This window comes from Leisingera aquaemixtae (genome assembly GCF_006740765.1).
Taxonomy (GTDB): Bacteria; Pseudomonadota; Alphaproteobacteria; order Rhodobacterales; family Rhodobacteraceae; genus Leisingera; species Leisingera aquaemixtae.
This window is the reverse complement of sequence record NZ_CP041159.1, coordinates 2,048,701-2,061,483: the sequence shown is the minus strand read 5'-3', so window position 1 is coordinate 2,061,483 and position 12,783 is coordinate 2,048,701. Positions and strand designations below refer to the sequence as shown.

At 65.0% G+C, this 12,783-nt stretch carries 10 protein-coding genes and 1 riboswitch; of the genes, 8 read left to right on the top strand and 2 right to left on the bottom strand.

Features of this window, described 5'->3' with window-relative positions; all coding sequences use genetic code 11:
- Positions 1 to 27 precede the first annotated feature (27 nt).
- On the top strand, positions 28 to 639 hold the full coding sequence (locus tag R2C4_RS11745; protein WP_141890779.1) for an inner membrane-spanning protein YciB: 612 nt from the start codon (positions 28 to 30) through the stop codon (positions 637 to 639).
- A gap of 105 nt (positions 640 to 744) precedes the next feature.
- Here R2C4_RS11745 and R2C4_RS11740 read toward each other — a convergent pair whose 3' ends face one another.
- Positions 745 to 1,434: a glutathione S-transferase N-terminal domain-containing protein gene (locus tag R2C4_RS11740; RefSeq protein ID WP_141890778.1), complete on the bottom strand. Its 690-nt coding sequence runs from the start codon at positions 1,432 to 1,434 to the stop codon at positions 745 to 747.
- A 148-nt stretch (positions 1,435 to 1,582) separates the two neighbouring features.
- Positions 1,583 to 1,661: riboswitch (SAM riboswitch) on the top strand.
- A gap of 59 nt (positions 1,662 to 1,720) precedes the next feature.
- Here R2C4_RS11740 and metZ point away from each other — a divergent pair.
- Positions 1,721 to 2,911: an O-succinylhomoserine sulfhydrylase gene (metZ, locus tag R2C4_RS11735; protein ID WP_141890777.1), complete on the top strand. Its 1,191-nt coding sequence runs from the start codon at positions 1,721 to 1,723 to the stop codon at positions 2,909 to 2,911.
- Positions 2,912 to 3,016: 105 nt separating this feature from the next.
- Here the strand turns inward: metZ and R2C4_RS11730 are convergent, their stop codons facing one another.
- Complete coding sequence (locus tag R2C4_RS11730; RefSeq protein WP_141890776.1) at positions 3,017 to 3,805, bottom strand: HalD/BesD family halogenase; 789 nt, start codon at positions 3,803 to 3,805, stop codon at positions 3,017 to 3,019.
- A gap of 110 nt (positions 3,806 to 3,915) precedes the next feature.
- Here R2C4_RS11730 and R2C4_RS11725 point away from each other — a divergent pair, with 110 nt between their 5' ends.
- From R2C4_RS11725 to ptsP, 6 genes are all read left to right on the top strand, one after another.
- Positions 3,916 to 4,770 (top strand): LysR substrate-binding domain-containing protein, encoded by an 855-nt coding sequence (locus R2C4_RS11725; RefSeq protein WP_141890775.1) that lies wholly within the window; start codon positions 3,916 to 3,918, stop codon positions 4,768 to 4,770.
- A 111-nt stretch (positions 4,771 to 4,881) separates the two neighbouring features.
- Complete coding sequence (folE2, locus tag R2C4_RS11720) at positions 4,882 to 5,985, top strand: GTP cyclohydrolase FolE2 (RefSeq protein ID WP_141890774.1); 1,104 nt, start codon at positions 4,882 to 4,884, stop codon at positions 5,983 to 5,985.
- A gap of 303 nt (positions 5,986 to 6,288) precedes the next feature.
- A complete protein-coding gene (locus tag R2C4_RS11715) occupies positions 6,289 to 7,242 on the top strand; it encodes a hypothetical protein (protein WP_141890773.1) in 954 nt (317 codons plus the stop codon).
- A gap of 47 nt (positions 7,243 to 7,289) precedes the next feature.
- Complete coding sequence (locus tag R2C4_RS11710) at positions 7,290 to 8,738, top strand: TrkH family potassium uptake protein (protein ID WP_141890772.1); 1,449 nt, start codon at positions 7,290 to 7,292, stop codon at positions 8,736 to 8,738.
- Between the two features lie 178 nt (positions 8,739 to 8,916).
- Positions 8,917 to 10,155: an aspartate kinase gene (locus R2C4_RS11705; protein ID WP_141890771.1), complete on the top strand. Its 1,239-nt coding sequence runs from the start codon at positions 8,917 to 8,919 to the stop codon at positions 10,153 to 10,155.
- A 270-nt stretch (positions 10,156 to 10,425) separates the two neighbouring features.
- Entirely contained in the window at positions 10,426 to 12,666 is a 2,241-nt protein-coding gene (ptsP, locus tag R2C4_RS11700) for a phosphoenolpyruvate--protein phosphotransferase (RefSeq protein ID WP_058285862.1), read from the top strand.
- The last annotated feature ends 117 nt before the right edge of the window (positions 12,667 to 12,783 follow it).

Sequence of the window (12,783 nt, the reverse complement as noted above, 5' to 3'; positions counted from 1 at the left end):
CCGCCGCGAGAGCATTGAGGAGGCCCCATGGCCGCAAAGAAGATCAACCCGACCCTGAAGATGGTGCTGGAACTGGGACCCGTGGTTCTGTTCTTCATCGGCTATCTGAAGCTGAAGGATGAGGTGTTTCTGATCGGCGGCAGCGAATACAAGGGCTTCATCGTCATCACCGCGGCCTTCATTCCGCTGATGGTGGCGTCCACGCTCGCGCTGTGGAAGCTGACGGGGCATCTGTCGCGGATGCAGTTTGCCACGCTCATTCTGGTGGTGCTGTTTGGCGGCATGTCGGTGTGGTTCAACGACGACCGGTTCATCAAGATGAAGCCGACTATGCTGTATCTGCTGTTCGGCGGATTGCTGGGGCTGGGGCTGATGCGCGGGCAAAGCTGGCTCAAGGTGGTGATGGAGGAGCTGATGCCCTTGAAGCAGGAGGGCTGGATGATCCTGACCCGGCGGCTGTGCGCGTTCTTCTTTGGCCTGGCGGTGGCGAATGAGCTGATCTGGCGCAGCCAGAGCACCGAGACCTGGGTTTATTTCAAGACCTTCGGCCTGCCGGTGGCGATGTTTGCCTTCTTCATGCTGCAGGGGCAGCTGTTCCAGAAATACAGCGACGAGGAAGAGGCCGGCCCGGCGGAGTAACCCCCGGCGGCAGCGGCGGGCTCCCGCGCCTTTGCCCCGCATCAAAGATGCGGCGCAAAGCCTTGGGCCGGGCAGCGCACCTGCGGTGCGCTGCGGTTGCGCGGTCTACCGGCCTTGCCCGAATATCACCTGCTGCGCCTTGCTGTCCGACCTGTCCGCCCGCAGGTCCGCGTGCAGCGCCCGGCCCGCCACCACGCCGGGGCGCGACCACATCAGATCCAGCCAGCGGGCCAGATGCGGCTTGTCCTCCAGGGTCTGCTGCTGGCCCTCCCATAAGGACGCCCAGGGCCAGATGGCCATGTCGGCAATCGTACAGTCCGCTCCCGCCACATATTCGTTCTCCGCCAGCTGCCGGTCCAAAACGCCATAGAGGCGGGCGACCTCGCTGCGGTAGCGGTCCTTGGCGTAGGGGATATCTTCGGGCGCGTATTTCAGGAAGTGATGCGCCTGGCCCGCCATCGGGCCGACGCCGCCCATCTGCCACATCAGCCATTGATCCACCTTGAGCCTTGCGCGTTCGCCGCTGCCGTAGAACTGCCCGGTCTTGCGGGCGAGGTACTGGAGGATGGCGCCGCTTTCGAACAGCGAGACCGGCGCGCCGTCCGGCCCGTCTGGGTCAATGATCGCGGGCATCCGGTTGTTGGGGGAGATCTTCAGGAACTCCGGCGCGAACTGGTCGCCCTTGCCGATGTCGATCAGGGTGACGTCATAAGGCAGGCCCATCTCCTCCAGCGCGATGGAGATTTTCCAGCCATTTGGTGTCGGCCAGTAGAAGAGCCGGATGGGGTCCTGCATCGCGTGCCTCCGTCTGTATGCCCGGCCACAGGAGCATGGGGCGCGGGGCCGGGCAAGGGGCATTAGCGCTCACATCGCTGTGACCCTGGCGGGTGGCGTGCGGGGATCCAGCCGCTTGACCGAATCCCGCAAGATGCGTAAAGCCGCTGCATCACATCGTGGCGATTTGTTACCGGATTGCGGGCCACGTTAAACAATCCCGCTAAAGAGGTCAGGACGTGAAGGACCCCCTTTCGCTTGGCCGATTGGGGGTTTTTTGTGCGCTATGGGCGCGAGGAGACTGAAGATGAGCGACACCTGGAACAGCCGCACCAAGCTGGTGCATGCAGGCACCCGCCGCAGCCAGTACAACGAGGTCAGCGAAGCGATCTTTCTGACCCAGGGCTTTGTCTACGAGACTGCCGAGCAGGCAGAAGCGCGGTTCATCGAGACCGGCCCGGATGAGTTCATCTATGCCCGCTACGGCAACCCGACCGTCGATATGTTCGAAAAGCGCATCGCGGCGCTGGAAGGGGCCGAGGACGCCTTTGCCACCGCCTCCGGCATGGCGGCGGTCAACGGCGCGCTGACCTCGCTGGTGAAGGCGGGCGATCACATCGTCTCGGCCAAGGCGCTGTTCGGCTCCTGCAACTATATCCTGGCGGATGTGCTTGGCCGCTTCGGAGTGGAGGTGACGTTCATTGACGGCACCGACCTTGACGCCTGGAAGGCCGCCGTGCGCCCGGACACCAGGGCGGTGTTCTTCGAGAGCATGTCGAACCCGACGCTGGAGGTGATCGACATCAAGGCAGTGGCGGAGATCGCCCATTCCGCTGGCGCCACGGTGGTGGTGGACAACGTGTTCTCGACCCCGGTGTTCTCCAACGCGATCCAGCAGGGCGCCGATGTGGTGATCTATTCCGCGACCAAGCATATCGACGGCCAGGGCCGGGCGCTGGGCGGGGTGGTGCTGGGCACCAAAGACTACATCCGCGGCACGCTGGAACCCTATATGAAGCACACCGGCGGGTCGCTCAGCCCGTTCAATGCCTGGGTGATGCTGAAGGGGCTGGAGACCCTGTCGCTGCGGGTCAACGCGCAAGCTGAGACCGCGCTGAAGATTGCCGAGGCGCTGGACGGCCATCCGGCGCTGGAGCGCACCATCTATCCGGGGCTGAAAGGCCATGCGCAGAACGCGCTGGTGCAGAGCCAGCTGGGCGGCAAGGGCGGCACCGTGTTGTCGCTGGACCTGAAGGGCGGCAAGGCGGCGGCGTTCAAGTTCCTGAACGCGCTGACCATCCCGGTGATTTCCAACAATCTGGGCGATGCCAAGTCGATCGCCACCCACCCGGCGACCACCACCCACCAGCGCCTGAGCGATGCACTGAAGGCGGAGCTGGGCATCACGCCCGGCCTGGTGCGCTTCTCGGTCGGGCTGGAGGATGCCGACGACCTGATCGCTGACATCAAGGCCGCGCTGGAGGCCGCGCAGGCCTGAGATCCGGCAGACTTTCATCTTTCTCGAAATACTCTCGGGGGTGAATTGAGCCGGAAGGCTCAAGAGGGGGCAGACAGCCCCCTCTCTCTTTTCGGCGCATTCGGGTCAGGAGGCGCGGCCGTAGAAGCCGATGTTTTCCGCGTCGGTGAAGCGCACGCCGGGGCGTTCGTAGAAGGTGAAGACAGCGATCACCCGCGTCTTTCCGCCTTTGACCGTACCCACACGGTGGGGCGAGTTCTTGCCGCGGAAAATGTTCAGAGTGCCGGGGGCCAGGGTGATCGAACGCATGTTGGGGTCCTCCCCCCGCAGCAGCCGCTCGACGCCCGCGTAATTCGGGTCGCCGTCACTGCGCAGCTCAGGGCTGTAGATGAATTCGCCGCCTGCCTCGGGCGCTTGCAGCAGCATAGTGGTGGTGAATTCGGAACGGTCGAAGTGCCAGTTCAGCGCCTGCTCCGCCCCGTAGGACATGATGTTCAGCCGCGCCAGCGGGTCGTCCATGGTGTAAAGCGCGGGCTTGTCCATCGTCGCTGCCAGGAACTCCGCAAAGGGCGGCCAGTCGTAAAGCCGCAGAACCGGCGAGCCGGGGAACTGGTCGGCGCAGAGGGTGAAGTTCGAGGTCTCGACCTTCTGCAGCGCCGGGTGGTCCGGCGCCAGCCCCTCGACACGGTCCTTGAAATAGATGTTGTGGGCGCGCTTATGGTGGAAGCTTTCGGTCTCAAACTTGCCTTTCAGCGCGTCGGCGGCGGCTTGCGCCACCTCCGGCTTCATCAGCCCGCCGAGGCTGAACATGCCGTCACGGGCCAGTTCGGCGCGGCAGCGGTCCACCAGCACCTGCCATTCCGGGCTGGCGGGGCGGTCGAGCGGGTAACGGTCGAGATCAAGAATGCCGCGCATGGGGTGTTCCTTGGGGGGCTTTGGGCTTTTCCCAAGCCTGCGCGCGGGGCGGGGGGCTGACCACTGTAAAATATCTTGGCGAGCATAAGAAAAACTTGCACTGTGCGGCCATGAAACTGCCGCCGCTCAATGCCCTGCGCGCCTTTGAGTGCGCCGCCCGGACCGGGAGCTTTTCGGCTGCGGGGGCGGAGCTGGGAGTGAGTTCGGCGGCGGTGTCGATGCAGGTCAAGAACCTGGAGGAGTGGCTGGGGCTGACGCTGTTCACCCGCCGCGCCAATCAGGTGCGGCTGACCGATGCGGGGCGGGACTACTATCAGCGGGCCGCGGTCTCGCTGGCGGAGATAGCGAGCTTTACCGAGGCGCTGACCGAGGGCGGCACCCGGCGTCCGCTGGTGATTTCGGCCACGCCGGCGCTGGCGCAGCTGTGGCTGCCGGAGCGGCTGAAGCTGTTTGCGCAGGCGCGGCCCGATGTGCCGGTGCGGCTTAGAATCGAGGATGACAGGATTGATCTGGAGGCTGAGGGCATTGATGCCCGGCTGACCTATGGCGGTGAGCATCCCGAGCACCGCACGCAGGTGCTGTTCAAGGACCGGCTGGTGCCCGTCGGGGCGGACCCGCAGGCCGATATGCGCAGCGCGCCGCTGGTCGAGGTTGCCTGGGGCGAGACGATATCGTCGGTTCCGGGCTGGCGGGCGTATTTTACGCAGCACGGGATTGAACGCCAAGACCTCTCTTCTGCGGTCATAGGACAATCGGTGCCTTCTGTGGTGTCGCTGGTGCAGGCGGGACTGGGCATTGCGCTGCTGCCGGAGCAGGTGGCGGGCGGCGAAATCCGCGCGGGCAGGCTGCACCGGCTGCCCGGCCCGGCGCTGGAGATGGCGCGGCCCTATGTCCTGGTCACGGCCCATTACAAGTCGCGTTCGCGGCGGTTGAGCGCGCTTGCTGAGGCGTTGGGGGTCCGTTAAGGCGCCGGTTCTGCCGCAAATGGCGGATCCGTTTTGATAATTGCCGCGTAACAGTATATGAGGGTGGCCTGCCGCACCCTATATGGGCCGTATCACTTGGGGGAAACGCCGATGAACATTCACAACCGCGACGCTGCTGAGGCGCCGGACCGCGAGGCAGCTGCCGCCGCGCTGGATGTGCTGCGGGCCTGGGCCGGCACCGTGACCGAGACCGAGATTGCCGAGCTGGATCCTGCTGTGGCGCGGCTGCTGCCGGGCCGCGAGGTGGGCAATTATCCGGATCTGTCGCGGACCTACCCCGAGGATTTCAAATCCGACGACGCCTACCGCGCGACGCTGCCTGATTTGCAGAACGGGCCGACCAGCCTGATCCGCGGTGCGAAGGAGCAGATCCAGCACGTGGGGATCTCCAACTTCCGCCTGCCGATCCGCTTTCATACCCGCGACGACGGCGATCTGACGCTGGAAACCAGTGTGACCGGCACCGTGTCCCTGGATGCGGGCAAGAAGGGCATCAATATGTCCCGGATCATGCGCACTTTCTACAAACATGCGGAGCGCACGTTCAGCTTCGAGGTCATGGCCAGAGCGCTGGATGACTACCTGAGCGATCTGGACAGCCCGGATGCGCGCATCCAGATGCGGTTTTCCTTCCCTGCAAGGGTGGAAAGCCTGCGCTCGGGCCTCAGCGGCTACCAGTATTACGACTTTGCGCTGGAGCTGGTGGACCACGACGGGGTGCGCGAGAAGATCATGCACCTGGACTATGTCTATTCCTCGACCTGCCCATGCTCGCTGGAGTTGTCGGAGCACGCCCGCCAGGCGCGCGGCCAGCTGGCGACGCCGCATTCGCAGCGCTCTGTCGCGCGGATTTCGGTGCAGTCGGTGCCGGGCAGCCAGTGCCTGTGGTTCGAGGACCTGATCGAGCTGTGCCGCAAGGCGGTGCCGACCGAGACCCAGGTGATGGTGAAGCGCGAGGACGAGCAGGCCTTTGCAGAGCTGAACGCTGCCAACCCGATCTTTGTCGAGGATGCGGCGCGGCTGTTTTGCGAGGCGCTGCAGGGCGATCCCCGGATCGGCGATTTCCGGGTGGTGGCCAGCCATCAGGAGAGCCTGCACAGCCATGATGCCGTCAGCGTGCTGACCCAGGGCCCGCTGTTCAAGGCGATGAGCCTGGACCCGAAACTGTTCGCGACCCTGATCCACCACGGCTGAGCCGGACGCGGGCCTGCCTGTTGTGCAGGCAGGTTTCCGCCTGAATCGGCCCTGCGGCGCGGCATTTTCTGCATTGCCGCAAAATTTATGCCGCTGCGCAGAAACGCATGTTAGCCTGCCTTGCGAATCCCCCGGTTATCCTGCCGGGGGCAGGGGAGCTTGTGCGCAGGTGTCTGCAATTGACGGCCCGGATTCTGCTGTACCCGGCCCGGTGCTGAACCGGCGGCCGCTCCCCGTTACCTTTGCCCGGAGATCGCAACGCAGACCCGGCGCGAGGCCAGTGCAGGACTTGAGGAGTATCAGATGACGAGCTTTCACCATATTGCCGGTTTCACGGCCCGGGCGCATGAATGGGCCGGCTTTGCAGCCGGTATGCAGCTGAAGCTGTGGCGCCAGGCGGCAGAGGCCGCGCTGCAGGCCCCCTATGAGCAGATGCGGATGGCGCATTCAATGCTTGAGGCGCAACGGCGGCTGATGGGGGCAAACCCGGCAGCCGCGGAGACCGCACCGGCGGCCAAAGCGGACGTGAAGGCGGACACCGCAGCCGCGCCCGAGGCGGAAGCCGCAGTCAAGGCGGCGCCCCGCAAGGCACCGGCTGCCAAGACGGCCCGGAAAGCGGCCCGCAAGACCGCAACCCGCAAGCCTGCCGCGCGAAAGGCCCCGGTCCGTGCAGCGGCGGCAAATACGGCGGCGAAGCCGGAGCAGGCAAAACCGGCCGCGGCGCAGCCCGCCAAAGCGGCAGAGGACAAACAGGCCGCCAAGCAAGACGGACCGGCTGCCGGAGCCGGAATGAAAGAGGCGCCTGCGGTGTTCCGCGCCTCCTCCGCCCGCAAGAGCGCGCCGGAACAGGCCGCCAAGGCGGAAGATACACCCGCGGCCAAGCCCGCCGCAGCACCTGCCGCAGCGCCGCAAGCAAAGGCCGCTGAGGCAAAGGCGCAGGAGGTAAAGGCAGCTGAAGCAAAGGCCGCGGCGCCTGAAGCAAAAACGCCTGACGCAAAGGCGCCGGAGGCAAAGGCGCCGGAGGCAAAGGCGGCTGAAGCAAAGGTGCCAGAAACAAAGGCGCCGGCAGCAAAGGCGCCTGAGGTGAAAGCAGCAGAGGCCAAAGCACCCGAGGCAAAAGCCCCAGCCGCGGAGGCGCAAGCTCCTGCCAAGGCAGAGGCAGCCCAATCCGGTTCTGCGAAGCGGCCGCGCCAGCCGTCCTCACCGCCGAAGATGCCGCAGCGCAACGCCGCGGGCAAAAGCGGCCGCGGCGAATAGCGCCGCACACTTGACACTTACCGCGCGGGGGGCCAACGCTGCGCCGCATGTTGGATCTCCGCCCGGTAGGGTATGTCATCGGCCTGCTGGTCGTCATCTTGGGAGCCATGATGGTGTTCCCGCTGCTGGTCGACCTGCTGGACGGCCGCGGCGAATGGCATGTGTTTCTCGAAAGCGCAGTGTTCACCATCCTGGTGGGCGGCCTGCTGGCGCTGAGCTGCGCCAACGGGGTGAAGGAGGGGCTGAGCATCCGCCAGACCTTCCTTCTGACCACGACGGTCTGGCTGGCGCTGCCGTTGTTCGGGGCGGTGCCGCTGATGCTGGGAGCCACCGAGCTGCGGTTTGTCGATGCCTTTTTTGAGGCGATGTCGGGGCTGACCACCACCGGATCGACGGTGATTTCGGGGCTGGATGATCTGCCGCGCGGGCTGCTTTTGTGGCGCGGTATCCTGCAGTGGCTGGGCGGTATCGGCATCATTGTGGTTGCGATGGTGTTCTTGCCCGAGCTGCGGGTCGGGGGGATGCAGATCTTTAAATCCGAAAGCTTTGACACCTTTGGCAAAATCCTGCCGCGCGCGCAGGCGATCGCCAAGCAGATCTCGCTGATCTACGTGTCGCTGACGCTGGTCTGCATGCTGGTCTACATGGTGATGGGCATGGGGCCGTTCGATGCGCTGGTGCATTCGATGACCACCATCGCCACCGGCGGCTTTGCCAATTACGATGCGTCCTTCGGCGCCTTTGCCGGGCCGGTGGAATATGCCGCGTCCGTCTTCATGATCCTCGCGGCGCTGCCGTTCGTGCGCTATGTGCAGCTGATCAACGGCCATGGCACGCCGATGCTGCTCGATAGCCAGATCCGCGGCTTCATGATGACGCTGGGGCTGCTGGTCGCGATCGCCGCGGGGGTGCTGTATTACGCGCGCCCGCACGGCGGCGAGGAAGCGCTGCGCTCGGCCCTGTTCAACATCACCTCGATCATGTCCGGCACCGGCTATGCCAGTGCCGATTACATGCAATGGGGCAGCTTTCTGGTGATGATCTTCTTTTTCACCGGGCTGATCGGCGGCTGCGCGGGGTCCACCGCCTGTTCGGTCAAGATCTTCCGCTATCAGCTGCTGTTTGCCTCGATCCGCAACCAGATCCAGCGCATCCGGTCGCCGCACGGGGTGTTCATCACCCGCTATGACGGGCGCCCGGTGGACGCTGAAGTGCTGAGCTCGGTGATCTCCTTCTTCATGTTCTTCGTGGTCACATTGGGCGTGGTGGCCTGGGCGCTGGCGCTGACGGGGCTGGACTTCGTCACCGCGGTGTCGGGGGCGGCCACTGCGGTGGCCAACATCGGCCCGGGTCTCGGCGATACCATCGGGCCTGCCGGGAACTTCTCGACCCTCAACGACCCGGCGAAATGGATCCTGAGCGCGGCAATGCTGATCGGGCGGCTGGAGCTGATGGCGGTCTATGCCATTCTGACGGTGCGGTTCTGGCGCGGCTGAAGGCCTGCGGATTGGCAGAAATTGCGCAAACCGGCGGTTGTGGCGCTTTGCCGCGCCGGAGGGGGCGGTTCAGCCGCAGCTTCCTTGCCGGATGGGCCTGCGCGCTCTTGCCCTTGCAGGGCCGCTCGCATATGAGGCTCGGGACCGAAACCCGCAAGCGCAGGGAGACCCGTTCCATATGCCCGTACTTGTGATGAAATTCGGCGGCACTTCTGTCGCCAACCTGGACCGCATCCGCCGCGCCGCCAAACGCGTCGGCGTTGAAGTGGCCAAGGGCTATGACGTGATCGTCATCGTCTCTGCCATGTCCGGCAAGACCAATGAGCTGGTGGGCTGGGTTGACGAGACCTCGCCGCTGTATGACGCGCGCGAATATGACGCCGTGGTGTCCTCGGGCGAGAACGTGACCGCGGGCCTGATGGCGCTGACGCTGCAAGAGATGGATGTTCCGGCGCGCAGCTGGCAGGGCTGGCAGGTGCCGCTCAAGACCAATTCGGCGCACAGCCAGGCCCGGATCGAGGAGATCCCGCCGGAAAACATCCGCGCCAAGTTTGCCGAAGGCATGAAGGTGGCCGTCGTCGCCGGGTTCCAGGGCATCAGCCCCGAGGGGCGGATCACCACCCTGGGCCGGGGCGGCTCGGACACCACGGCAGTGGCGTTTGCCGCCGCGTTCGAGGCTGAGCGCTGCGATATCTACACCGACGTGGACGGGGTCTATACCACCGACCCGCGGATTTGCGACAAGGCGCGCAAACTGGATAAAATCGCCTTTGAAGAGATGCTGGAGCTGGCCTCGCTGGGGGCCAAGGTGCTGCAAACCCGCTCGGTCGAACTGGCAATGCGCTACAAGGTGAAGCTGCGCGTTCTGTCGAGCTTTGAGGAACAGTCCGACGAGGCCGGAACCCTGGTCTGCGACGAGGAGGAAATCATGGAATCCAATGTTGTGGCCGGTGTGGCCTATTCCCGTGACGAAGCCAAGCTGACCGTGCAGTCGGTGGCCGACCGCCCCGGCATCGCGGCCACCATCTTTACCACGCTGAGCGACGCGGGCGTGAACGTGGACATGATCGTGCAGGATATCTCCGAAGAGGGCCGCACCGACATGACCTTCTCCTGCCCGACCGATCAGGTTGCCCGCGCCGAGCAGGCGCTGCTGGCGATCAAGGAAAAGGGCGAGCTGAACTATGCCGAGCTGCTGGCCGACCGGAATGTGGCCAAGGTGTCGGTGGTCGGCATCGGTATGCGTTCGCAGTCCGGCGTGGCGGCGAAGATGTTCAAGGTGCTGTCGGACGAGGGCATCAACATCAAGGTGATCACCACCTCGGAAATCAAGATTTCGGTGCTGATCGACCGCAAGTACATGGAGCTGGCCGTGCAGGCGCTGCATGATGCGTTTGAGCTGCATAAAACCGGCTGAGCGCTGATCCTGACCTGAGAACCGACTCACTGCAAGGGCGCCCTTCCGGCGCCTTTGTTGTGTCTGGGCTGCACCGCGCTGTATTCTGCGCAGCCCCGGCAGGCGCTGCTCTGATTGCAGGCAATGCAGTAAAAACACTTGGACTTTTCAGTTCAGGGTGGGACAAGTAGGTGGAGGAGAGAGCGCTGGCGTACTACTCTGGGCGGTATCCGTTCCGGAACAGCAGTCGGACGGCAGCGTGCGGGGAAACGACCTCGGGAGAGGGTGAGAATGGCCGATAGTACGGAATCCGAAAGCAGGAAGCTTCTGGGCCGATTGCGCGAGGCGATGGCGAGTGATGATGCCGGTCAGGCGCGGCTCGACAAGATCACCCATCTGATCGCCGACAGCATGGGGACCGAGGTGTGCTCGGTCTACCTGTTCCGCGATGACGAGACGCTGGAGCTGTGCGCGACCCAGGGCCTGAACATCGAATCGGTGCACCAGACCCGGATGCGCATCGGCGAGGGCCTGGTGGGCCGGGTGGCGCGCTTTGGCAAGGTGGTGAACACGCCGGACGCGCCCAATGCCAAAGGCTTCCGCTACATGCCGGAAACCGGGGAGGAGCGGTATTCCTCCTTCCTGGGCGTGCCGGTTCAGCGGCTGGGCGAGATGCTGGGTGTGCTGGTGGTGCAGTCCAAGGAAGCGCGCGAGTTTTCCTCGGATGCGGTTTATGCGCTGGAAGTGGTGGCGATGGTGATCGCCGAGATGACCGAACTGGGCGCCTTTGTCGGCGAGGGCGCGGCGCTGTCGCCGCTGCACCAGCAGGCGGTGCTGATCCACGGCACCTCCGCCCAGGAGGGCGCGGCGGAAGGCAATGTCTGGCTGCACGAGCCGCGGGTGATTGTCACCAATCCGATTGCCGATGATCCGCAGCGCGAGCTGGAGCGGCTGCACGATGCGGTGGAGGAGCTGCGGGTCGGTGTCGACAAGATGCTGGAGGTGTCGCGCAACGGCGACAAGGAGCAGCTGCAGGTTCTTGAAGCCTATAGGATGTTCGCCAATTCCAAGGGCTGGATGCGGCGGATGGAAGAGGACATCGCCCGCGGCCTGAGCGCCGAGGCGGCGGTGGAGAAGGAGCAGTCCCAGGCCCGCGCCCGGATGAGCCAAGTGCAGGACGCCTATTTGCGCGAACGGCTCAGCGATCTGGACGACCTGTCGAACCGGCTGCTGCGCATCCTGACCGGCCAGGGGGCCGATACGGGCGCGGAGCTGCCGGAGAACCCGATCCTGATTGCCCGCAACATCGGCCCGGGCGACCTGCTGGAATACGGCCGCGGCCTGCGCGGGATCGTGCTGGAGGAGGGCTCCGTCGGCTCTCACGCGGCCATTGTCGCGCGGGCGCTGGCGATTCCGCTGGTGGTGAATGCCAAGCGCATCACCACCGAGGCGCTGAATGGCGACCACATCATGGTGGACGGCGACCAGGGCGTTGTGCATCTGCGTCCAGATGAAACCGTCGTCGGCGCCTTCCGCGACAAGATCGCGATGCACACTCAGGCGCAGGAGCGTTATGCCTCGATCCGCAACAAGCCCGCGGTTACCACCGACGGGCAGCGCATCAACATGATGATGAATGCGGGCCTGATGGCGGATCTGCCGTCGCTGGACGGCTCCGGCGCCGAGGGGGTGGGGCTGTTCCGCACGGAGCTGCAGTTCCTGGTGCGCAACCAGATGCCCAAGCGGTCGGAGCTGAAAGCCTTGTACAAGCGGGTGCTGGATGCGGCGCACGGCAAGCCGGTGGTGTTCCGCACGCTGGATATCGGGTCGGACAAGGTGCTGCCTTACATGAAGCCCACGGATGAGCCGAATCCGGCGCTGGGCTGGCGGGCGATCCGGGTCGGGCTGGACAAGCCCGGGGTAATGCGGATGCAGCTGCAGGCGCTGCTGCGCGCCGCCGAAGGGCGGCCGCTGTCGGTCATGTTCCCCTTTGTGGCGCAATTCGAGGAATACCGCGCCGCCAAGGCCGAGGTCGAAAAGACCATCGAGCGCGAGCGTATTCTGGGCCACGTTCTGCCTTCCGATCTGGAAGTGGGCGCGATGCTGGAGACGCCGTCGCTGGCCTATGCGCCGCAGAAGTTCTTTGACGAGGTGGCGTTTATCTCGATCGGCGGCAACGATCTGAAGCAGTTCTTCTTTGCGGCCGACCGCGAGAATGAACGGGTGCGCCGCCGCTATGACACGCTGAACGTCAGCTTCCTGAGCTTCATTGAGCGGATTGTCGAACGCTGCGCCATCTCAGGCACGCCGCTGAGCTTCTGCGGCGAGGATGCGGGGCGCCCGGTGGAGGCGGTCTGCCTGGCTGCGATGGGCATCCGCACGCTGTCGATGCGCCCGGCCTCGATCGGGCCCGTGAAATCGCTGCTGCTGCGGGTGGATCTGGGCGAGTTGCGCAAGATCATCGCTGACGCCCGCCACCGCGGCGACCAGGCGGTGCGCCCGGCGGTGATGGAGTACCTGCGGGGGCTGTGATCCGCGCCGGGCTGTGTGGCGGGCCGGTCTGGCCGTACCGCCCGGACGAAGTGCCATTGCGCTTAGCTTTCTTGGAGCGGCCTGGCATCCGGGGCGCAGGAGCTTCTTGCGGCGATT